The following is a 20391-nucleotide window of genomic DNA, read 5'->3' on the forward strand; positions in this document are numbered from 1 at the left end:
AGGCAGGATGACCGCATGACGCACGCGATGCTCAAGGGGTCGAACGTCCCTCTCGAGGCCACCACGGTACGTGCCGTGCTGCGCTGGTCGCCCGGGCAGGGGGTGCCGGACATCGACGCCTCCGCGCTGCTCCTCGGCCCCGACGGCCGTGTGCGCTCCGACGAGGACTTCGTGTTCTACAACCAGCCACGGCACCCTGCCGGGCAGGTGTGGCGGCTCGGCAAGAAGCGCGTAGCCGAGGGCCTGACCGACACGATCCAGACGGATCTCGCCGGTGTCGAGTCCGGTGTCGGCCGGATCCTGCTCGTCGCGTCGGCGGACGGCGTCGCCTTCGACCGCGTACGGGACCTGCGCATCCTGCTGTACGACGCGCAGGCCGCCGACGGGGACGCGCTGGCGTACTTCGACATCAAGCCGGAGACCGGCGAGGAGACCGCGCTGATCTGCGGTGAGCTGTACCGGCGCGGCGAGGGCTGGAAGTTCCGGGCGCTCGGCGAGGGCTATTCGAACGGTCTGAAGGGTCTGGCGACCGACTTCGGCATCTCGGTGGACGAGTCGGAGGCCGCGCAGGAGCCCGATCCCTCGGACGTCACCCAGCTTCCGCCCCCGACGGCGCACGTACCGGCCTCCGACCGGACCTCCTCCGAGGCCCTGACGCAGCCGCAGGCCCCGCTCGCCCCGCCGGTGCCCGAGGTGTCCCGGCCGCTGCCGCCCGAGCAGCCGGCGGGGGTGCCCGCGCAGCCCGCATACGGCTACCCGCCGCAGCAGCCCGCGGCCACGCAGCCGGCCTACGGCTATCCGCAGCCGACCAGTCAGCCCGCCTACGGCTACCCGCCGGCGCCCGCCACGGCCGCCGCGGGGGCGCCGGGCGGGTACGGTTTCCCGCCACCGGCCGCCGCCTCCCCCGACCCGGACTTCCGGCTTCCGCCGCAGGGCCCGCAGTTCATCGGGCGCTGACGGTCCGGCACCTGCGCGATCAGGGGCTCCTCAGCGATCGGCCTTCGTCTTGAAGCCCCTCCCCCACTGGAGCCCCCACCCGTACAGCCGGTCCAGCTCCGCCTGGAATCCGTACACGAACTTCACCTCGCGGCGGACGAGGATCTCGTTCTTGACGTTCTCGATCATCACCACCGCGCAGGAGCGGGCCTGGGGGTGGCGTTCGTCGAGGCCGATCTCGATCCGCGGGCCGCTGCTGGGGTAGAGCGTGACCATGGCGTGCGTGCGGTCGAACGCGGGCGTCTGGTCGTAGATGTAGGCGAAGACCAGCAGGCGCTTGATGTTCTCGCGGTGGTCCAGGTTGACGTACATGGTCTCGCCCGAGCCGGACCCGAACCGGTCGTCGCCGCTGAGCTTGACGTACGGCGCGGCGTTGGCGTCGCCGAGGAAGCCGCCGAGGGGCTGGACCACGCCCTTGGTGCCGTCCTGGAGCTCGTACAGGCAGCCGAGGTCGAGGTCGACGTTGACCATGGACTGGCTGTGGCCGACGACCTCCGGCGGTTTGAGCGCCTTGAGGGGGTGGCGCAGCAGGCTCTCCCGCTGGGAGCCGCCGAAGTCGGAGGTCCGCATCCGCCAGCTCAGGTTGATCCGCAGATGGCCGGTGGCCGCGCCCTGTTTGGTCAGGGACACCTGACCGTGTCGTTTGGTCAGCTCGATGGCGTTGCTGGCCGCGCTGCCCGAGTCGAAGGCGCTCTCACGTCCGCGCCACAGTCCGTCCAGGAAACCCATTCCCGCCCCAAGTCCAGTCGCCGAACCCCGCTCGGGCCGCCGGAACTCCCGGACGGCCGACGGGGCGGCCCCGAGGAGTGGTCCTCGGTGCCGCCCCGTCGAGAGCGTTCCTCACCCGAAGGGCTGTCACACCCCGGAGGTGACCTCAGTCTTGTCGCCGGCGTTTCCCTCGGCTTCCGCGAGCCGCTTGTTGCGGCGTACGGAGGACAAGAAGGACCAGCCGATCAGGATGACGCCGATGGAGCCGGTGATGAGCTCGTGGATCTCGTACTGGATGGTGACGAGCAGGATCAGCGCCAGGGCGCCGATGGCGTAGTGCGCGCCGTGCTCCAGGTAGACGTACTCGTCCAGGGTGCCCTGGCGGACCAGGTACACGGTCAGGGACCGCACGTACATGGCGCCGATGCCCAGGCCGAGGGCCATCAGGACGATGTCGTTGGTGATGGCGAAGGCGCCGATCACGCCGTCGAAGGAGAACGACGCGTCCAGGACCTCCAGGTAGAGGAACATGAAGAACGCGGCCTTGCCGGCCATGGCCACCACCGTGCGGGGCTTGCCCTCCCGCGCGGCCTTCTCCTCCTCCTCGTGCTCGTGCTCCTCCTCCTCTTCGAGCTTGTCCTCGAAGAAGCCGGACAGCCCGCCCACGATCATGTAGGTGATCAGGCCCGCGATGCCGGACAGCAGGACCGTCTCGGCCTTGTCCACGTGGGCGCCGCCGTGCTGGTGGGCGTGGGTGGCGAAGGTCATGGCGGAGATCAGCAGGATGACCAGGGCGATGCAGACCGACAGCATGTCGACCTTGCCCAGCTTGGCCAGCGGGCGCTCCAGCCAGCCCAGCCACTTGATGTCCCGGTCCTCGAAGATGAAGTCCAGGAAGATCATCAGCAGGAACATGCCACCGAACGCGGCGATCGCCGGGTGGGCGTCGGTGACGAGTTCCTGGTAACGGTCCTTGTCGCTGAGCGCGAGATCGACCGCCTCGATCGGGCCGAGCTGGGCGCTGACGGCGACGATGACGACGGGGAAGACCAGCCGCATGCCGAAAACGGCGATCAGAATGCCGATGGTGAGGAAGATCTTCTGCCAGAAGGCATTCATCTTCTTCAGGATGCCGGCGTTGACCACCGCGTTGTCGAAGGACAGCGAGATCTCGAGGATCGAGAGGATCGCCACGATTCCGAAGGCGGTCCACCCCCCGAAGAGGATCGCTGCGACCAGGCCGAGCGCGGTGACCGCGAACGACCAGCCGAAGGTTTTCAGAACCACTGGCTACCCCAGGTGTGTTAACGGGTCTCCCCCGCTGCCGTGATCGGCTTTACGAAACGTTGACTCCGAAGTCTAGAGCGATGCCCCGCAACCCCGACGCGTACCCCTGCCCCACCGCACGGAACTTCCACTCACCCTGGTAGCGGTAGAGCTCGCCGAAGATCATCGCGGTTTCGGTGGACGCGTCCTCGCTCAGGTCGTAACGGGCGAGTTCCTGACCGTCCGCCTGGTTCACCACGCGGATGAAGGCATTGCTGACCTGGCCGAAGGTCTGGCCGCGCTCGTCGGCCATGTGGATGGAGACCGGAAAGACGATCTTGTCGCACTGAGCCGGCACCTTGGGGAGGTCGACCAGCAGGGACTCGTCGTCCCCGTCGCCCTCACCGGTGAGGTTGTCACCGGTGTGCTCCACCGAGCCGTCCGGGCTCTTGAGCTGGTTGTAGAAGACGAACCACTCGTCCCCCATGACCCGGCCGCCGCTGCACATCAGCGCGCTGGCGTCGAGGTCGAAGTCGGCTCCGGTGGTGGAGCGCGCGTCCCAGCCGAGCCCGATCATGACCTGCGTGAGGTTGGGTGCGGCCTTGGACAGGGAGACGTTGCCCCCTTTGGCAAGCGTGACGCCCATGATGCTGGTCCCTCCCCGGGTGGTGATGTTTCTCAGGTGGTCCTGCGCGTCCGGCGCCGCACGTAAACCGTGCGGCGCCTGGCGGTGTGGCCGCGGAAGGCGGCCGGGCTCGGGCGTGGCCGCCCTACTGGGCCTCTCAGACGTTCACACCGAAGTCCTGCGCGATGCCGCGCAGGCCCGAGGCGTAGCCCTGGCCGATGGCGCGGAACTTCCACTCCGCGCCGTGCCGGTACAGCTCACCGAAGACCATGGCGGTCTCGGTGGAGGCGTCCTCGCTCAGGTCGTAACGGGCGATCTCGGCCTCGCCGGCCTGGTTGACGACGCGGATGAACGCGTTGCGCACCTGGCCGAAGGACTGCTGGCGGTTCTCGGCGTCGTAGATGGAGACCGGGAAGACGATCTTCTCGATGTCGGCGGGGACCCCGGCGAGGTTGATCTTGATCTGCTCGTCGTCGCCCTCGCCCTCACCGGTGAGGTTGTCACCGGTGTGCTCGACCGAGCCGTCCGGGCTCTTCAGGTTGTTGAAGAAGATGAAGTGCGCGTCACTGGCGACCTTGCCGCCGCTGTTCAGCAGCAGGGCGCTGGCATCGAGGTCGAAGTCGGTACCGGTCGTGGTGCGGATGTCCCACCCCAGACCGACGATGACCGCGGTCAGGCCCGGCGCCTCCTTGGTCAGCGATACGTTGCCGCCCTTGCTGAGGCTGACTCCCACGAGTCCTCCATTGGTGTCCTGGGGCGGGGTGCCCCGTAGTGCGTTGGATGTCGGATCAACGAGTCGATCCTAGTGACGGGTTCCCGGCCGCCGCAGGCCCCGCGGCCGAAGAATCACAGGGTGTCGGGCCGGATCCACGGGTGTCGAGCGCCTTGACGTGACTACAGGGTGTCGAGCGCCTTGACGTACTCGTTCAGGTCACGGGCGTCCGGCAGGGCGTTGACGACGGTCCAGCGCACGACACCCTCCTTGTCGATGATGAACGTCCCGCGCACCGCGCACCCCTTGTCCTCGTCGAAGACGCCGTACGCGCGCGAGACGTCGCCGTGCGGCCAGAAGTCGCTGAGCAGGGGGTACTCCAGGCCCTCCTGCTCGGCGAAGACGCGCAGGGTGTGGATGGAGTCGTTGGAGACGGCGAGCACCTGGGTGTCGCGGTCGGAGAACTGCGGCAACCGGTCGCGGACCTCGCACAGCTCACCGGTGCACACGCCGGTGAAGGCGAACGGGTAGAAGAGCACCACCACGTTCTTCCGCCCGCGGAAGTCGGACAGCTTCACGGTCGCCCCGTGGTTGTCCTTGAGTTCGAAGTCGGGGGCCTTGTCGCCGACCTGGATCGCCATCGTCGTGTTCATCCCTTCGTGGTGGTTCGCTCCGACCACCCTACGCAGGGAGCACGACAGGCCGACGGACGGGCCGACGCGTGACGCGACCGGCCCGTCCGGGGGTGGTTCACCGCTTGGACTTGGCCGCCTTCGGCGTCGCCAGCCGGCTGCCGCTCCAGTCCTTGCCCACACTGACGCTCTTGGCCGCCGTCAGGCCCGCCGTGGTGGCCGCCTCCGAGATGTCGCTCGGCTCCACGTAGCCCGAACGGCCTGTCTTCGGCGTGAGGAGCAGGATCGCCCCGCCCTCTTCGATGTACGTGGTGGCATCCACCAGCGCATCCGTCAGGTCGCCGTCGTCGTCGCGGAACCACAGCACAACGGCGTCAGCCACGTCGTCGTAGTCCTCATCGACAAGGTCGCTCTCGATGACGCCCTCGATGGCCTCGCGGAGCTCCTGGTCGACGTCGTCGTCGTAGCCGATCTCCTGGACCACCTGCCCGGGCTGGAACCCCAGCCTGGCGGCAGGGTTCGTCCGCTCCTCCGCGTGGTCCGCGGTCGCGCTCACGGGTTGCCTCCTGATCATGTCTTGGGAATAACTCAGCCACGCGCGTGCGCGAAGCATTGGCCGTAGTCCACACGGGCGGGACGGATCGCGCAAGTACCCGGCCGTACAGACCGCCGAAACGGTGACGATCCTGGCCGGGTCACCGCAACTCCAGGCACACCATCATGGCCCGAAGTGACACACACCACACCTTTGTGCCCCGTTTGGCCCTTTGGGAACCGTCTACGTGTACGAAGACTCGAATGGACGAGCCCCATGCACACCGTACTGGTCGCGACTGCGGATTACCTCCCGGTAGAGATGACGCCGACGGCCCCGAGGTGGACCATGGGGAGCGGCGCAATCCGGGCCGTACCGGTGAAAACGGCGGCCCGTCTCACGGCCCTCTGACAGGTAAGGAACAGCGTGGCTTCCGCATCCGATCGCAACCCGATCATCATTGGCGGCCTTCCGAGTCAGGTTCCTGACTTCGATCCCGAGGAAACCCAGGAGTGGCTCGACTCCCTCGACGCCGCGGTCGACGAGCGCGGCCGGGAGCGGGCCCGCTACCTGATGCTGCGACTGATCGAACGTGCCCGCGAGAAGCGCGTGGCCGTGCCCGAGATGCGCAGCACGGACTACGTCAACACGATCCCGACCCGCGCCGAGCCGTTCTTCCCGGGCAACGAGGAGATCGAGCGCAAGATCCTCAACGCCACCCGCTGGAACGCCGCGGTGATGGTCTCCCGCGCGCAGCGGCCGGGCATCGGGGTCGGCGGCCACATCGCCACCTTCGCCTCCTCCGCGTCGCTGTACGACGTGGGCTTCAACCACTTCTTCCGCGGCAAGGACGAGGGCGACGGCGGCGACCAGGTCTTCTTCCAGGGGCACGCCTCCCCCGGCATCTACGCCCGCGCGTACCTGCTGGACCGGCTGAGCGAGCAGCACCTGGACGGCTTCCGCCAGGAGAAGTCGAAGGCGCCGTACACCCTGTCGTCGTATCCGCACCCGCGGCTGATGCCGGACTTCTGGGAGTTCCCGACCGTGTCGATGGGCCTCGGCCCGATCGGCGCGATCTACCAGGCGCGGATGAACCGCTACATGCACGCGCGCGGCATCGCCGACACCTCGCGCTCGCGCGTGTGGGCGTTCCTCGGCGACGGCGAGATGGACGAGCCGGAGTCGCTGGGCCAGCTCACCCTCGCCGCGCGTGAGGGCCTGGACAACCTGACCTTCGTCGTCAACTGCAACCTGCAGCGGCTCGACGGCCCGGTGCGTGGCAACGGCAAGATCATCCAGGAGCTGGAGTCGGTCTTCCGGGGCGCCGGCTGGAACGTGATCAAGCTGATCTGGGACCGCACCTGGGACCCGCTGCTGGCGCAGGACCGCGACGGTGTGCTGGTCAACAAGATGAACATCACACCGGACGGCCAGTTCCAGACGTACGCCACCGAGTCGGGCGCGTACATCCGCGACCACTTCTTCGGCGACGACCACCGGCTGCGCGCGATGGTCGAGGGCATGACCGACGACCAGATCCTGCACCTGGGGCGCGGCGGCCACGACCACCGCAAGATCTACGCGGCGTACAAGGCGGCGGCCGAGCACAAGGGCCAGCCGACGGTGATCCTCGCGAAGACGGTCAAGGGCTGGACGCTGGGCCCGAACTTCGAGGGCCGCAACGCCACGCACCAGATGAAGAAGCTGACGGTCGACGACCTCAAGCACTTCCGGGACCGGCTGCACCTGCCGATCTCCGACAAGGACCTCGAGTCCGGTCTGCCGCCCTACTACCACCCGGGGCCGGACACGGAGGAGATGCAGTACATGCACGACCGCCGCAAGTCGCTCGGCGGGTACGTGCCGACGCGGGTGGTGCGGTCGAAGCCGCTGCGGCTGCCCGAGGACAAGACGTACGCGACCGTGAAGAAGGGCTCGGGCCAGCAGTCCATCGCGACGACCATGGCCTTCGTCCGTCTCCTCAAGGACCTCATGCGGGACAAGGAGCTCGGCAAGCGGTTCGTGCTGATCGCGCCGGACGAGTACCGCACGTTCGGCATGGACTCGTTCTTCCCGAGCGCGAAGATCTACAACCCGCTCGGCCAGCAGTACGAGTCGGTGGACCGGGAGCTGCTGCTCGCCTACAAGGAGGCGCCCAACGGCCAGATGCTGCACGACGGCATCTCCGAGGCCGGCTGCACGGCCTCGCTGATCGCGGCGGGATCGGCGTACGCCACGCACGGCGAGCCGCTCATCCCGGTGTACGTCTTCTACTCGATGTTCGGTTTCCAGCGCACCGGTGACCAGTTCTGGCAGATGGCCGACCAGATGGCGCGCGGTTTCGTACTGGGTGCGACCGCGGGGCGTACGACGCTGACCGGTGAGGGTCTCCAGCACGCGGACGGCCACTCGCAGCTGCTGGCGTCCACGAACCCGGCGTGTGTCGCGTACGACCCGGCGTTCGGGTTCGAGATCGCGCACATCGTCCAGGACGGGCTGCGCCGGATGTACGGCTCCGACGAGGAGCACCCGCACGGCGAGGACGTCTTCTACTACCTGACGGTGTACAACGAGCCGATCCAGCACCCCGCCGAGCCCGAGAACGTCGACGCGGAGGGCATCGTCAAGGGCCTCTACCGCTTCAGCGAGGGCACGGCGGGCTCGCTCCCGGCGCAGATCCTGGCGTCCGGGGTGGCACTGCCGTGGGCGATCGAGGCGCAGAAGATCCTCGCCGAGGAGTGGAACGTCAAGGCGGACGTCTGGTCGGCGACCTCCTGGAACGAGCTGCGGCGCGAGGCGGTGGACTGCGAGCGGCACAACCTGCTGCACCCGGAGGAGGAGCAGCGCACCCCGTACGTGACGCGGAAGCTGGCGGCGGCGCAGGGGCCGGTGGTGGCGGTGTCCGACTGGATGCGGTCGGTGCCGGACCAGATCGCGCGCTGGGTACCGGGGACGTACCAGTCGCTGGGCGCGGACGGGTTCGGGTTCGCGGACACGCGGGGGGCGGCGCGGAGGTTCTTCCACATCGACGCGCAGTCGATCGTGGTGGCGGTGCTGACGGAGCTGGCGCGGGAGGGGCATGTGGATCGGTCGGTGCTGAAGCAGGCGATCGATAGGTATCAGTTGCTGGACGTGGCTGCGGCCGATCCCGGGGTGGCGGGGGGCGACGCGTAACGCTCCGCGGGGCGCGGCGAAGGGGGCTGCGCGGGTGCGCGGTCGCGCGGGGCGCGTGGCGGGGGCGCGTGGCGCGGCAGTGCCGCTGCGCCCACCCGTGCCGCCTGGGGGTGCCTCCCAGGCCCTTGAGGCACTGGGGAGGCACGACTGCCCGCAGCTGCGGGGTGACATGGGTGAGCCCCCGGCGGCTTGCCGGGGGCTCACCCATGTGGTGCCACGTCAGAACACCGAGTAGCCCGACGTGGTCGCTCCGGCCAGGAAGATGACGGCCAGGAGCGTGTCGATGGCGCCCAGGACGAGGGCGACCAGGGCCGGTACCGGACGGGGTCCCGTCCAGCTGCGGCCCATGGCGAGCCAGCCGCAGACGATCGCCACCGGGCCGAGGACGATCCCCAGCACGAAGAAACCGGCGACCGCGCAGATGACTCCGACGATCCCGAGCGTCGCGCGATCCGGCCCGGACCGTGACCACGTCCGGCCACGTGTGCGGGGGTGCCTGCGCGTTCCGTGTCCGAAGCTCGCCATCATCAACTCCCTGAAGGGTTGGCTGATATGGCGGGTACCCCCGCTTCCGCGGTGAATTCAGATGTGGCCGACGCCCGCGCCCGCCTCCGCGTTCTCACCGCGCTTGGTGAGGAAGGCGACGAAGATCGCCACCACGGCGACTCCGGCGGCCGTGAGGGACGCCAGGCCCATGCCGGACATGAAGGTGTCGTGGGACACCTCGGTGATCTTCTGGGCGATCTCCGGCGGCATCTCCGGGGACACCGGCGCGACGCCGAACTGGACGGCCTCGGCGGTCGCTTCGATCTGGTCCCCGCTGAGCGGCTGAAGACCGGCCTCCTTCCAGTTGCCGGGGAGGTCGCTGTCGACCTTGGAGGCCATCACCGCTCCCAGCACGGCCGTACCGAGGCTGCCGCCGATCTGCATGGCGGCCTGCTGGAGACCACCGGCGACACCGGAGAGCTCGAGCGGCGCGTTGCCGACGATGACCTCGGTGGCGCCGACCATGACGGGGGCGAGGCCGAGACCCAGCAGGGCGAACCAGAGCGACATCACGGCGCTGCCGGTGTCCGTCTCCAGCGTCGACATGCCGTACATGGCGAGCGCGGTGAACGCCATGCCGCCGGCGAGCGGGATGCGCGGGCCCACCTTGGTGATCATCACTCCGGCCAGCGGCGAGCCGACGATCATCATGCCGGTGAGCGGGAGCAGGTGCAGACCGGCGTCGATCGGGCTCATGCCGTGCACGTTCTGCAGGTAGAAGGTGACGAAGAACAGGCCGCCCATGAAGGCGATGGCCATCAGCACCATCAGCACGACACCCGCGGACAGCGGGACGGACCGGAACAGCGCCAGCGGGATCAGCGGCTCCCGCACCCGCGTCTGCCAGCCCGCGAAGGCCACGAAGAGGCCGATCGCGACGGAGATGAACGTCACGGTCCAGGTGCCGCCCCAGCCCCACTCGGGCGCCTTGATCAGGGCCCAGACGAGGCAGAACATCGCGGCGGACAGCAGGAGGATGCCGAGGATGTCGAAGGAGCGCGGTGCGTTCTCGGCACGGTGGTCGAGCAGGATCCACACGCCGAGGGCGACGGCGAGAACGCCGACCGGCACGTTGATGAAGAAGACCGACTCCCAGTTGACGTGCTCGACGAGGACACCGCCGAGGATCGGGCCGCCCGCAGTGGAGGCACCGATGACCATGCCCCAGATACCGATGGCCATGTTGAGCTTCTCGGCCGGGAAGGTGGCCCGCAGCAGGCCGAGCGCGGCCGGCATCAGCAACGCGCCGAACAGCCCCTGGAAGACACGGAAGGTGATGACCATCGTGATGCCCTCGGACAGCCCGATGGCAGCCGAGGACGCGGCGAAACCGGCCACACCGATGAGGAAGGTCTGCCGGTGGCCGAAGCGGTCGCCGAGCTTGCCCGCGGTGATCAGGGAGACCGCGAGGGCGAGGAAGTAGGCGTTGGTGATCCACTGGAGATCGGACCAGGTGGCTCCGAGGTCCGCGGCGATGGCCGGGTTCGCGATGGCCACGATGGTGCCGTCCAGGGCCACCATCATGACCCCCACGGCAACGGTCACGAGGGTGAACCAGGGGTGCCCCCGCAGCCCCTTGCCCGGCGTCGTGCCCGACGGGGCGGACGGGGGCCCGTCCCCCGATCCCGTCTTGTCGATGGTGGTCTGACTAGTCATACGTTCGACACTAATGTCAGTCACTGACAGTTGACAAACCATTTCACTAGTCGGTCACTGACAGGACATCTGCGTATAGCCTGAACTGGGGAAACAGTTCGAGGAGGAGCAATGGAGACGGTCGGGACCGCCGTGGGTGCGCTGCCGCGGCCGGGTCTGAGAGAGCGCAAGAAGCAGCGCACACGGGACGCGCTGGTCCGGGCCGCGCTGGAGCTGATCGCCACGCGCGGGTACGAGAGGACGACCGTCGACGACATCGCCGCGGCCGTCGACGTCTCGCAGCGCACCTTCTTCCGCTACTTCGCGAGCAAGGAGGAGGTGGCGTTCTTCGTCTCCCGGCTCGCGGAGTCGCACGTCGTCGAGGCCGTACGCGAACGCCCGCCGGGCGAGGCGCCGCTGGAGGTGCTGCGCCGGGCCGTGCTGGACAGCTGGGACGGCATCAACGAGGCCGTCGAACAGCTCGTCCCCCTGGAACTGCACATGCGCGTCTACCGGGTGATCGAGTCGACGCCCGCCCTGCTCGCCGCCCATCTGCGGCGCGCCACGGAGCTGGAGGAGGAGCTGGCGCGCATCATCGCCGAGCGCGAGGGACTCGACGTGGACGCCGACCCCCGGCCGAGGATCCTGGTGGCCGCGTTCGGCGGGGTGATCCGGGTGGCGGAGCGGCGCTGGTCCGCCGGGGACGACTTCAGCGCGTCGGCCATGCGGGACCTGATGACGACCTGTCTGGACCACGTGGGACCGGCACTCGCGGGGAACTGGCGCACGAATCCAGCCCTGAACCGGCACAACGAAACGTGATCCCAGTCACTTGGGTCACGCGAGACTCTCCCGTTCTCCTAGTGTGTCCTTTCAGTGACTTCCTTCGACACCTCCCCGCAACTGAACGTCTGGCGCATGCTGCTCGCGCTCGCCGTCGTTTTCGTGATGCTGGCGACCACGGGCTGGACGGCGCTGCGCCATCAGCGCCACCCCGCCCCGCTCCAGGCATCGCTCAGCGCGTGGGAACACGGCCGGATAGCCGGCCACCGGCTGCCGGACCCTCAGGCTGCGCCCGCACGGCTGGTCCGGTTCTTCGCCTCCCTCACCGTGGGGCAGCGCGCGAGCCTCGCCCGCCGCTATCCGCTCGCGGTCGGCAACATGAACGGCGCACCGGTCCAACTGCGCTACCACGCCAACCGCATCGCGCTGGGGCAGGCCCGCAAGGTCGAACTCGAACGCGTGCACGACAGCCGTCTCACCGCCTCGGGCCAGCGGCAGGCGGCACGCCGGATGGACCGCTTCGAGGCACTGATGCGCCCCGGCCGGCACATCCTCGCCTTCGACCCGTCGGGCTCCGGCCGGGTCGCCGAGGTCTTCGGTGACCTGCGCAGGGCCGAGCGGGTCTCGGTCGTCGTCCCCGGCGTCGACACCGACCTGCTCACCTTCCAGCGCACGGGCCGCGCGTACTCGGCCCCCGTCGGCATGGCGAAGTCCCTGTACGCGGCGGAGCGCGCCGCCGACCCCACGACCCGTACGGCCGTGATCGCCTGGGCCGACTACACCGCCCCCCGCGGGCTCGGCATGGACGCGGCCACGGCGATGCGCGCCGAGGACGGCGCGGTGCGGCTGGACGCGCTGGTGCGCGGACTGCCCGGGATCGCCCCGGTCTCGCTGTTCTGCCACAGCTACGGCTCCGTGGTGTGCGGGATCGCCGCGCGCAGTCTGCCGGAGCGGGTGGCCGACATCGCGGTGGCCGGCAGCCCCGGCATGCGCGTCGAGAACGCCTCCCAGCTGCGCACCACCGCCCGGGTGTGGGCGATGCGGGACGCCGACGACTGGATCCAGGACGTGCCGTACCTGGAGCTCGGCGGTCTGGGCCACGGGGCCGACCCGGTGACGGCGGAATTCGGTGCGCGGGTGCTGTCGGCACGGGAGGCCGAGGGCCACGCCGGCTACTTCGTACCGGGCACGGACAGTCTGCGGAACTTCGCCGAGATCGGTGTTGGCGCATACCGCGCGGTGTCCTGTGCGGGCGAGGACGACCTCTGCCGGACGGGTTTGTCCGGTACGACCACTACCGGACGCGCGTAGAGGCGGAGATACTGCGGTATGCGTGGGGAAGGGACGGAGAAGCTCGTGCCGCATACGATGAGCCGCATGGGTGACGTACTGGCCGGATTTCATGCCGCCTGGGAGTTCGAGTCCGACTCCGTGCTCATCCGTTACGAACGGGGGATTCGAACACCCAAGCTGTTCCAGGCGCTCGGGGAGCGGCGTGTTCCGCTGGAGGCGGTCGAGGGGGTGAGCCTCGCGCCCGGGAAGCGCGGGACGGTGGTCCTGCGGATCGAGCTCCGGCCCGGTGCCGATCCGCTGATGGAGGCCGCCGCCGGGCAGTTGAAGGAGAGCGGCGACCCCTACCGGCTGGTGCTGCCCGCCGAACGCGAGACGCTCGCCGAGTACTACGCCGACGAACTGCGCGCACAGCTCACCGAGTCCGGGCCCGCCGAACGCCATCTGGTGGCCGCGCCCGAGGTGCCGCTGCAGTTCAAGGCGTACGACGGGAAGGCGACCTTCGACGGCAGCGCGGTGGCGTTCCGGTGGTTCTGGACGGGGGCGTCGTCGGCGAAGTGGAAGGCCGGGGACCAGCGGTTCCCGGTGGGTGAGCTGAGCGGGGTGGAGTGGCGGTCGCCGGAGGTGTTCGAGGGGCATCTGCGGTTGCTGCGGCGGGATGCGGGGGCTCCGCCGGCGCAGGCCGATCAGGATCCGGCCGCCGTGGTGTTCGGGCTGGGGTACGGGCCCGTGCACGAGTCGTTGCCGTTCGCGGCGGCCGTGTTGGCCGCGGTGCGGAACTGTGCGCCGGTGCCGGCGGTATCCACGGCGCGGGCACGCCGTGATCCCGCGGACATCGCCGAGCGGATCCGGCATCTCGGGGAGTTGCATCAGGCGGGGCTGGTGACGGACGAGGAGTTCTCCGTGAAGAAGGCTGAGCTGCTCGCGGAGTTGTGAGGCGCCCGGGGCGCGGGTTCGCGGGGGTGGGTCGCGCGGCCCGGCGCTGACGGGGGTGCCGTCGCGCCCACCCGTGCCGCCCCAGCGGCACGACTGCCCGCGACTATTCCCGCCCTGCGGACGTGAACGCCATGTCCTTGTAGCGGGTGCCTGCCACCTTCTTGGCGATGGGCTCCAGTAGGGCCAGTTCCTCCTGCGTCAGGGTGATGTGGGCCGCCGATGTGTTCTCCTCCACCCTCGTCGGCTTGCGGGTGCCCGGGATGGGGACGACCGGGAGGTTGTGGATCTCCGACTGCTGGTGGACCCAGGCCAGGGCGATCTGGCCGGGGGTGGCGTCGTGGGCCTCGGCGACGGTGCGGATCGGGTCCAGCAGCGCCGCGTTGGCCGCCGCGTTGGCGCCCGTGAAGCGGGGCATCTGGCGGCGGAAGTCGTCGGCCGTCAGGTCCTGGTCGGCGTCGGCGAAGGAGCCGGTCAGGAAGCCGCGGCCGAGCGGGGAGTACGGGACCAGGGTCACGCCCAGTTCACGCGCGGCCGGTACGACCCTCGCCTCGATGTCCCGGCTGAACAGCGACCACTCCGACTGCACGGCGGCGATCGGGTGCACCCCGTGCGCGGCGCGCAGTTCGCCGGCCGTGACCTCGCTCAGGCCGAGCTGCTTGATCTTGCCCTCGCGCACCAGCTCGGCCATGACGCCGACGGTCTCCTCGATCGGCACGTTCACATCGCGCCGGTGCATGTAGTAGAGGTCGATCACGTCGACGTCCAGGCGCTTCAGGCTCGCCTCGACGGCCTCGCGGATGTACGGCGCGTCGTTGCGGATGACCCGCCGGGTCGGGTCGTCCGGCGGGATCGACAGGGCGAACTTGGTGGCGACGACCACCTCGTCCCGGTGCGCCGTGAAGAACGGGGCGAGGAACCGCTCGTTCTCCCCCGCGCCGTACGCGTCCGCCGTGTCGTACAGCGTGACGCCGAGTTCCAGGGCCCGCTCCAGGGTCGCCCGGGAGGCGTCCGCGTCCGTGGGCCCGTACGCGAAGCTCATGCCCATGCAGCCGAGGCCCTGCACGCCCACCTCGGGGCCGCCCTCGCCCAGTGCCGCCGTACCGATCCTGCCGTTGGTCATCGTGCCCTCTCCGACGCCAGGGCACGCCCGGCGTCCGCGTAGAAACCGATCTTCCGGTCGAGCACGGCGAGCGTGCCCTGGAGTTCGGCGATCCGGGACAGTACGTCCTCGCGGGTCTGCTTCAACAGTTCGAAACGCTCGGTGTACGTGTGATCGCCTTCGCGGACCAGTTCCGCGTAGCGCACCATGTCCGCGACCGGCATCCCGGTCAGGCGGAGCTTGCCGACGAGGGCGAGCCAGTCGAGGTCGCGGTTGCTGTAGCGCCGCTGGCCGGTGTGGGACCGGTCGATGTGCGGCATCAGCCCGATGCGCTCGTACCAGCGCAGGGTGTGCGCCGTCAGCCCGGTGAGGGCGACGACCTCGCTGATCGTGTACTTGTCCGCGCCGTCCGGCCGCCGATCCCCCTGCGGCGGCCCGGCGCAGGTGTCCGCGCCGGTCCCCGTGGTGGTCTCCGTCTCCGTCACCGTCATGGCCCCCACGCTAGAACCCTGGAGTGCACTCCAAGCAAGCGACGAAGGTGAGAAACGGACGGGACGCGGAGGCGGGTGGCTGATTAGCGTACGGTCATGACCTCTGTACGCCGTGCGACACCCGAGGACGCGGAGGAAGTACTGCGTCTGCGCCAGGTGATGATCGACTCGATGCCCCTGTCCGACCCGTCCACGGCCTGGCACGCCGAGTCGCTGCCCGTGCTGCGCGGCAGGCTGTCCGAGCCGGACGGCACCTTCGTGGCGTTCGTCGTGGACCACCCGGAGCGGCCGGGCGCGCTGGCGGCGCTGGTGGCCGGCTCGCTGGAGTACCGCATCGGCGGCGCGCGCAATCCGCACGGCACCGACGGCTACGTCTTCAGCGTCGCCACCGATCCGGACGCCCGCCGCCGCGGCTACGCGCGCGGGTGCATGGAGGCGCTGCTGGAGTGGTTCCGCGAGCACGGCGCCCGGCGGGTCCGCCTCACCGCGTCCGCGCAGGCGGAGCCGCTGTACGTCGCGCTGGGCTTCAGGCCCAGGCCGGACCCCTTGCTGGAGCTGTCCCTCTGAACGCTTAGGCTCGACGGCATGTCGCTGAAGAGCCTCGCGTTGATCGAGAACTGGCCGGTTCCCACCGCCGCGGCGGGTGTCGTACGGGCGGACGGCACCGTCCTGGGCACGCACGGCCCCGCCGGGCACCGCTTCCCGCTGGCCTCGGTCACCAAGCCGCTCGCCGCCTACGCGGTGCTCGTGGCGTACGAGGAGGGCGCGATCGAGCTGGACGAACCGGCGGGCCCTGAGGGCTCGACGGTCCGGCACCTGCTCGCGCACACCTCGGGGCTCGCCTTCGACGAGCACAAGGTGACCTCGGCACCGGGTGAGCGGCGCCTGTACTCCAACGCCGGTTTCGAGCAGCTCGGCGACCATGTCGCGAAGGCGACGGAGATCCCGTTCGCGGAGTACCTGCGGCAGGCGGTGCTGGAGCCGCTGGGGATGACGTCGACATCGCTGGAGGGCTCCCCGGCGAAGGACGCCGTCTCCACGGTGGACGACCTGCTGCGGTTCGCGGCCGAGGTGCAGGCGCCGCGCCTGCTCGACCCGCGCACGGTCGCCGCGGCGATGACGGTCCAGTACCCGGGGACGAAGGGCGTCCTGCCGGGCTACGGTCACCAGAACCCCAACGACTGGGGCCTCGGCTTCGAGATCCGGAACTCCAAGTCCCCGCACTGGACGGGAGCGTCGTCCTCGCCGCGCACCTTCGGCCACTTCGGCCAGTCGGGTACGTTCCTGTGGATCGACCCCGACGCGGGCGTGGCGTGCGCGGCCCTCGCCGACCGCGCCTTCGGTCCCTGGGCGGTCGAGGCGTGGCCGCCGTTCACCGACGCGGTGCTGGCGGAACTGCGCGGCTGAGCACCGCGCACCGGCCGGCGGCCCCCACGACCACCGGCCGGTCCCGGCTCCCCGTTCCGGTCACCCGCCCGTCGGCGGCTGGTCCTACGCGGGGAGGGCCCACAGGACCCAGTACGGGTCGTCCCAGTCGCAGTAGTAGTTCACGTACCCGTGGGCGAGGGCGTACTGCCCGTCGTCCACGCACGCGAGTTTGTCCCTCCATCCAGAGATCGCTACGTAGCCCCAGGGGTTGGTGTCGGCGGCGGATGCCGGGGCCGCGGTCAGCGGAACGGTGACCAGCGCGGTACCGATCGCGGCAGCGGCGATACGGGAACGCCACGACTTCATACGTCTCTCCTCGTGGATGGAACCGGACCCTGCGACGCAGGACATCGGCACCCTGTGCGGCTGAACAGGAGATACAACGGCGGAGCCACGACGATGGTTCAAGGCGCGCAGGGGTCCGGTGACTCAGGGTCCGGCCTCGGCCTCGACGGGCACCGCCCGACACCGTCCCAGGCACTCGAACCACACCGTCTTGCCCCGCCCGTCGGGGCGGACGGCGACACCCCACCGGTCGGTGACCGCGTCCACGATCACCAGTCCGCGCCCGCTCTCGCCGAGCCCACTGCCGACGGCTCGCGCGGGCAACTCCGGGCGGTCGTCCGCGACTTCAACCCGCACTCCGCCGGGCCGGAGCAGGAAACGGATACGGCAGCGGCGGCCGGGGACATGCCGTACGACGTTGGCGACCAGCTCGGTGAGCGCCAGCTCGGCGGCGTCGGTCACCTCGGCCAGCCCCGAGCCGACGAGGTACAGCCGCAGGATGCGCCGCAGATGCCGGGCCGAGTGCTCCCCCATGACGAACTCGGCGTGGTACTCGGTGCGGATGTCCGCCGCCTGCGGATCGGTTACGTGATTCACGTCATAATCATGCGACTCTCCGCATACGCTTGACTACGGAACGAGACAAACGCCGTGAGGCGTTGAAGTGAGGTGCCGCCGTGGTCAACATCCAGTCGCTCGACCCCACCGCTTCCCCGCTCGACTACTACGGCTGGGAACTGCGCCGCCAGCGTGAGGCGCACGGCCTCAAACAGGGCCAGCTCGGCGAGATCATCTTCTGCACGGGCTCGCTGATCGGCCAGATCGAGACCACGAAGAAGGTCCCGACCCGCGACTTCTCCGAACGCGTGGACGCGGCCCTCGGCACGGACGGGCTGTTCTCCCGCCTCATCGGCCTGGTGCTGCGCAGCCAACTCCCCACGTGGTTCCAGCCGTACGCGGAGATGGAGGCGAAGGCGTCGTACATCTCGACGTATCAGGCGCAGTTGGTCTACGGACTGTTACAGACGGAGGAGTACGCGCGGGCGGTGCTGGCTACTGGCATGCCGGACGACCTGGAAGGCCTGTTGGCCGCCCGGATGGAACGCCAGCGCATCCTGGAGCGCGAGCAGCCGCCGCTGACCTGGGTGGTGCTGGACGAGGCGGTACTGCACCGGCCGATCGGCGGCACCGAGGTCATGCGGCGGCAACTGGCCCGGCTGTTGGAGTTCGCCGGTCACCGGTGGATGCATGTGCAGGTGCTGCCGAACAAGGCGGGGGCTCACGCCAGTCTCGCTGGTTCGTTCAACTTCCTACGCTTCGACGACAACCCGGACATCGTCTACACGGAGGACATCATCTCCGGCCACATGACGGCCAATCCGGAGACCATCAGGGAAGCCGCTCTCCGTTACGCTCGCTTGCAGGCTGCCGCCCTCTCCGTGGAGGATTCGGCGGAACTGATCATGCGGGTGATGGAGGAACGCTATGGACACGGCTCCCAGCTTGAGGAACACCCAGTGGCGTAAGTCCAGTTACAGCGGGAACACCGGCGGCGACTGCGTCGAGGTCGCCGACGGGTGCCCCACCGGCGCCGTCCCCGTCCGCGACAGCAAGAACCCCTCCGGCCCGGTCGTCACCGTCGGTGCCGATGCCTGGCAGGCGTTCGTCGACGGCCTGCGGTAGTCCGCGCATCGGATCGCCGGCACGGCTCGATGCGGTTCCGGCGAGCGCGGACAGGGCGGCGGAAGGCATCAGGTGGCCGCCGGGGCCGGCGAGGGCCCGGGTGGCGTCGACGGCGGGGTGGGAGACGGCAGTGGTCATCGGAATGCTCCTGAGTCGGAAGAAGGAACGGGTGACGGCGTCGGCGGTACGGGTCAGACGGCGGTGAGCAGTGCTTCGGTACGTGCGGCGCGGGCGAACGGGGCCGACTTCGCGGCGATCGCCCGGTTCTCCCAGGCCTCGCGGTCACGCAGGTACAGCGGAGAGGGCACGGTGACGGCACGGGTGTCGGCCCCTCCGTTGCGCAGCCGCCAGGTCACGGAGCCGGTGGTGCGCGCCGCGCAGGCATCCACGAAGGACTGGACGGTCAGCCGCAGTTCGCCGAACCAGCGGCCCTCCAGGGCCTCGCGCACCCACACCTGCTCCAAGTGCCTTTTCTCCCGGATCAGTTCGGCGTCCAGGCAGGCGCTCTCGATGTGCCGGTAGCTGCTCAGCAGCAGCCAGGCGGCCGGCATCTCCCTGATCTCCAGCACCTTCTCGCCGTGGTCGAGGTGCTCCAGACCGGAGTAGCGGCCGAGCCCGAAGGCGACGGCCTTGACGTCCTTCGCGTCCGCGAGACGGGCCGCGTCGCCCGGTCCCGGTTCCTCGCCGTCCAGGCGGAGACGGCCCCGGACGACATGGGCGTACACGTACGCGACATCGGGTACGGCCGTCCGCTCCCCCGCCGTCAGCCGGCGTACGTGGAGCATCGCGCCCGCCTCCGGGAGGGCGTACGAAGTGGAGTCCGCTGTGCCGGGGACGACCTCGTAGCGCGGGTCGCCGCCGGGTTCCAGCGGCGCCGGCCACATCTGGAGGAAGGGGAGAGGGCGGTCGCCCGCGTTGCGTTCCACATGGCGGACGCCCGACGCGGTGTTCAGGCTCTGTACGACGCCGATGAATATGCTCGGGGCTCAACGAACGGGGAGGGACGCAGTGTTGGACGAACTGGTACCGGGCGATCCCCGGGAGGTCGGGCCCTACCGGCTCCTCGGCAGGCTCGGCAGTGGCGGAATGGGGCGTGTCTATCTCGGCCGGTCCCCGTCGGGCCGCAGGGTCGCGGTCAAGGTGGTCAGGAACGACATCGCCGACGACCCCGGGTTCCGTGGGCGCTTCCGCCGCGAGGTCGAGTCGGCGATGAAGGTCGGCGGCTACTGGACCGCCGCGGTGGTGGACGCGGATCCGGAGGCCCCCGAGCCGTGGATCGCGAGCGAGTACATCCCCGGGCCTTCACTGCACAGCAGGATCGCCGACGGCGGCCCGCTTTCGGCGGCCGAGGTACGCGACCTCGGCGCCGGGCTGGCGGAGGCGCTGGTCTCCATCCACGCGCTGAACCTGGTCCACCGGGACCTGAAGCCCTCCAACATCCTGCTGACGGACACCGGCCCCCGCGTCATCGACTTCGGCATCTCCAAGGCCCTGGAGAGCTCGGGCGCGAGCACCGCGCTCACTCACACGGGCGTGGTCATCGGCCCCCGTTATCTTCTTCGCGGTC

General features: G+C 69.7%; 22 protein-coding genes and 1 pseudogene. 10 read left to right on the forward strand and 13 right to left on the reverse strand.

Annotation, left to right across the window (positions count from 1 at the left end):
• Positions 1 to 15: 15 nt before the first annotated feature.
• Positions 16 to 957: a TerD family protein gene (locus tag AMK33_RS28145; protein ID WP_073935769.1), complete on the forward strand. Its 942-nt coding sequence runs from the start codon at positions 16 to 18 to the stop codon at positions 955 to 957.
• A 30-nt stretch (positions 958 to 987) separates the two neighbouring features.
• On the opposite strand, the gene AMK33_RS28150 is transcribed toward AMK33_RS28145, so the two are convergent.
• The 6 genes from AMK33_RS28150 to AMK33_RS28175 form a co-directional block, all read right to left on the reverse strand.
• The gene (locus AMK33_RS28150) at positions 988 to 1725 is read right to left on the reverse strand and encodes a TerD family protein (protein WP_073935770.1); all 738 of its coding nucleotides are present in this window, start codon (positions 1723 to 1725) and stop codon (positions 988 to 990) included.
• 126 nt (positions 1726 to 1851) lie between these two features.
• Positions 1852 to 2991 (reverse strand): DUF475 domain-containing protein, encoded by a 1140-nt coding sequence (locus AMK33_RS28155; RefSeq protein WP_073935771.1) that lies wholly within the window; start codon positions 2989 to 2991, stop codon positions 1852 to 1854.
• Positions 2992 to 3040: 49 nt separating this feature from the next.
• Entirely contained in the window at positions 3041 to 3616 is a 576-nt protein-coding gene (locus AMK33_RS28160; protein WP_073935772.1) for a TerD family protein, read from the reverse strand.
• A gap of 136 nt (positions 3617 to 3752) precedes the next feature.
• The gene (locus AMK33_RS28165; RefSeq protein WP_073935773.1) at positions 3753 to 4328 is read right to left on the reverse strand and encodes a calcium homeostasis/redox stress adaptation protein; all 576 of its coding nucleotides are present in this window, start codon (positions 4326 to 4328) and stop codon (positions 3753 to 3755) included.
• 161 nt (positions 4329 to 4489) lie between these two features.
• The gene (locus AMK33_RS28170; protein WP_073935808.1) at positions 4490 to 4948 is read right to left on the reverse strand and encodes a peroxiredoxin; all 459 of its coding nucleotides are present in this window, start codon (positions 4946 to 4948) and stop codon (positions 4490 to 4492) included.
• Positions 4949 to 5057: 109 nt separating this feature from the next.
• A complete protein-coding gene (locus tag AMK33_RS28175; protein ID WP_030218400.1) occupies positions 5058 to 5495 on the reverse strand; it encodes a DUF3052 domain-containing protein in 438 nt (145 codons plus the stop codon).
• Between the two features lie 405 nt (positions 5496 to 5900).
• On the opposite strand from AMK33_RS28175, the gene aceE reads away from it, so the two are divergent.
• A complete protein-coding gene (gene aceE / locus AMK33_RS28180) occupies positions 5901 to 8648 on the forward strand; it encodes a pyruvate dehydrogenase (acetyl-transferring), homodimeric type (RefSeq protein WP_073935775.1) in 2748 nt (915 codons plus the stop codon).
• Positions 8649 to 8867: 219 nt separating this feature from the next.
• Here aceE and AMK33_RS28185 read toward each other — a convergent pair whose 3' ends face one another.
• Positions 8868 to 9176 carry a small hydrophobic protein gene (locus AMK33_RS28185; protein ID WP_073935776.1) on the reverse strand — a complete coding sequence of 103 codons (309 nt, stop codon included), beginning with the start codon at positions 9174 to 9176 and terminating at the stop codon, positions 8868 to 8870.
• A 54-nt stretch (positions 9177 to 9230) separates the two neighbouring features.
• Positions 9231 to 10850 (reverse strand): MFS transporter, encoded by a 1620-nt coding sequence (locus tag AMK33_RS28190; RefSeq protein WP_073935777.1) that lies wholly within the window; start codon positions 10848 to 10850, stop codon positions 9231 to 9233.
• Between the two features lie 111 nt (positions 10851 to 10961).
• Here AMK33_RS28190 and AMK33_RS28195 point away from each other — a divergent pair, with 111 nt between their 5' ends.
• The 3 genes from AMK33_RS28195 to AMK33_RS28205 all read left to right on the forward strand — a co-directional run bounded on the left by AMK33_RS28195 (position 10962) and on the right by AMK33_RS28205 (position 13838).
• Entirely contained in the window at positions 10962 to 11651 is a 690-nt protein-coding gene (locus AMK33_RS28195; RefSeq protein WP_073935778.1) for a TetR family transcriptional regulator, read from the forward strand.
• Between the two features lie 54 nt (positions 11652 to 11705).
• Entirely contained in the window at positions 11706 to 12923 is a 1218-nt protein-coding gene (locus AMK33_RS28200) for an alpha/beta hydrolase (protein ID WP_073935779.1), read from the forward strand.
• A 66-nt stretch (positions 12924 to 12989) separates the two neighbouring features.
• A complete protein-coding gene (locus AMK33_RS28205; RefSeq protein WP_073935780.1) occupies positions 12990 to 13838 on the forward strand; it encodes a DUF4429 domain-containing protein in 849 nt (282 codons plus the stop codon).
• Between the two features lie 103 nt (positions 13839 to 13941).
• On the opposite strand, the gene AMK33_RS28210 is transcribed toward AMK33_RS28205, so the two are convergent.
• Together AMK33_RS28210 and AMK33_RS28215 are read right to left on the reverse strand one after the other, a co-directional pair.
• Entirely contained in the window at positions 13942 to 14958 is a 1017-nt protein-coding gene (locus AMK33_RS28210; protein WP_073935781.1) for an aldo/keto reductase, read from the reverse strand.
• Complete coding sequence (locus AMK33_RS28215) at positions 14955 to 15428, reverse strand: MerR family transcriptional regulator (RefSeq protein WP_073935782.1); 474 nt, start codon at positions 15426 to 15428, stop codon at positions 14955 to 14957. The genes AMK33_RS28210 and AMK33_RS28215 overlap by 4 nt, the downstream gene beginning before the upstream one ends.
• 96 nt (positions 15429 to 15524) lie before the next feature.
• Here AMK33_RS28215 and AMK33_RS28220 point away from each other — a divergent pair, with 96 nt between their 5' ends.
• Positions 15525 to 15995, forward strand: a complete 471-nt coding sequence (locus tag AMK33_RS28220) for a GNAT family N-acetyltransferase (protein ID WP_073935783.1) — start codon at positions 15525 to 15527, stop codon at positions 15993 to 15995.
• A gap of 18 nt (positions 15996 to 16013) precedes the next feature.
• Complete coding sequence (locus AMK33_RS28225) at positions 16014 to 16835, forward strand: serine hydrolase domain-containing protein (protein ID WP_073935784.1); 822 nt, start codon at positions 16014 to 16016, stop codon at positions 16833 to 16835.
• An 84-nt stretch (positions 16836 to 16919) separates the two neighbouring features.
• Here the strand turns inward: AMK33_RS28225 and AMK33_RS28230 are convergent, their stop codons facing one another.
• Together AMK33_RS28230 and AMK33_RS28235 are read right to left on the reverse strand one after the other, a co-directional pair.
• A complete protein-coding gene (locus AMK33_RS28230) occupies positions 16920 to 17162 on the reverse strand; it encodes a hypothetical protein (protein ID WP_073935785.1) in 243 nt (80 codons plus the stop codon).
• Between the two features lie 123 nt (positions 17163 to 17285).
• Positions 17286 to 17675 (reverse strand): ATP-binding protein, encoded by a 390-nt coding sequence (locus tag AMK33_RS28235; protein ID WP_073935810.1) that lies wholly within the window; start codon positions 17673 to 17675, stop codon positions 17286 to 17288.
• Between the two features lie 143 nt (positions 17676 to 17818).
• Here AMK33_RS28235 and AMK33_RS28240 point away from each other — a divergent pair, with 143 nt between their 5' ends.
• On the forward strand, positions 17819 to 18667 hold the full coding sequence (locus tag AMK33_RS28240; protein WP_073935786.1) for a helix-turn-helix domain-containing protein: 849 nt from the start codon (positions 17819 to 17821) through the stop codon (positions 18665 to 18667).
• Positions 18627 to 18824 carry a DUF397 domain-containing protein gene (locus AMK33_RS28245; RefSeq protein WP_073935809.1) on the forward strand — a complete coding sequence of 66 codons (198 nt, stop codon included), beginning with the start codon at positions 18627 to 18629 and terminating at the stop codon, positions 18822 to 18824. The genes AMK33_RS28240 and AMK33_RS28245 overlap by 41 nt, the downstream gene beginning before the upstream one ends.
• A gap of 191 nt (positions 18825 to 19015) precedes the next feature.
• Here AMK33_RS28245 and AMK33_RS44770 read toward each other — a convergent pair.
• A pseudogene (locus AMK33_RS44770) lies at positions 19016 to 19792 on the reverse strand (hypothetical protein); the annotation flags it as partial.
• A 43-nt stretch (positions 19793 to 19835) separates the two neighbouring features.
• Between AMK33_RS44770 and AMK33_RS28255 the strand changes: the two are divergent.
• The coding region (locus tag AMK33_RS28255) for a serine/threonine-protein kinase (RefSeq protein ID WP_443030932.1) at positions 19836 to 20391 on the forward strand (556 nt) is incomplete at its 3' end.

The sequence above is a fragment of the Streptomyces sp. CB02400 genome (genome assembly GCF_001905725.1).
Lineage (GTDB): Bacteria > Actinomycetota > Actinomycetes > Streptomycetales > Streptomycetaceae > Streptomyces > Streptomyces atrovirens.

Coding starts and splice junctions, on each gene's coding strand:
- AMK33_RS28205 (WP_073935780.1), top strand. CDS start 12,990: ATGGGTGACGTACTGGCCGGATTTCATGCCGCCTGGGAGTTCGAGTCC.
- AMK33_RS28170 (WP_073935808.1), bottom strand. CDS start 4,948: ATGGCGATCCAGGTCGGCGACAAGGCCCCCGACTTCGAACTCAAGGAC.
- AMK33_RS28220 (WP_073935783.1), top strand. CDS start 15,525: ATGACCTCTGTACGCCGTGCGACACCCGAGGACGCGGAGGAAGTACTG.
- AMK33_RS28195 (WP_073935778.1), top strand. CDS start 10,962: ATGGAGACGGTCGGGACCGCCGTGGGTGCGCTGCCGCGGCCGGGTCTG.
- AMK33_RS28215 (WP_073935782.1), bottom strand. CDS start 15,428: ATGACGGTGACGGAGACGGAGACCACCACGGGGACCGGCGCGGACACC.
- AMK33_RS28150 (WP_073935770.1), bottom strand. CDS start 1,725: ATGGGTTTCCTGGACGGACTGTGGCGCGGACGTGAGAGCGCCTTCGAC.
- AMK33_RS28190 (WP_073935777.1), bottom strand. CDS start 10,850: ATGACTAGTCAGACCACCATCGACAAGACGGGATCGGGGGACGGGCCC.
- AMK33_RS28210 (WP_073935781.1), bottom strand. CDS start 14,958: ATGACCAACGGCAGGATCGGTACGGCGGCACTGGGCGAGGGCGGCCCC.
- AMK33_RS28245 (WP_073935809.1), top strand. CDS start 18,627: ATGGACACGGCTCCCAGCTTGAGGAACACCCAGTGGCGTAAGTCCAGT.
- AMK33_RS28235 (WP_073935810.1), bottom strand. CDS start 17,675: ATGGGGGAGCACTCGGCCCGGCATCTGCGGCGCATCCTGCGGCTGTAC.
- AMK33_RS28225 (WP_073935784.1), top strand. CDS start 16,014: ATGTCGCTGAAGAGCCTCGCGTTGATCGAGAACTGGCCGGTTCCCACC.
- AMK33_RS28160 (WP_073935772.1), bottom strand. CDS start 3,616: ATGGGCGTCACGCTTGCCAAAGGGGGCAACGTCTCCCTGTCCAAGGCC.
- AMK33_RS28185 (WP_073935776.1), bottom strand. CDS start 9,176: ATGATGGCGAGCTTCGGACACGGAACGCGCAGGCACCCCCGCACACGT.
- AMK33_RS28230 (WP_073935785.1), bottom strand. CDS start 17,162: ATGAAGTCGTGGCGTTCCCGTATCGCCGCTGCCGCGATCGGTACCGCG.
- AMK33_RS28145 (WP_073935769.1), top strand. CDS start 16: ATGACGCACGCGATGCTCAAGGGGTCGAACGTCCCTCTCGAGGCCACC.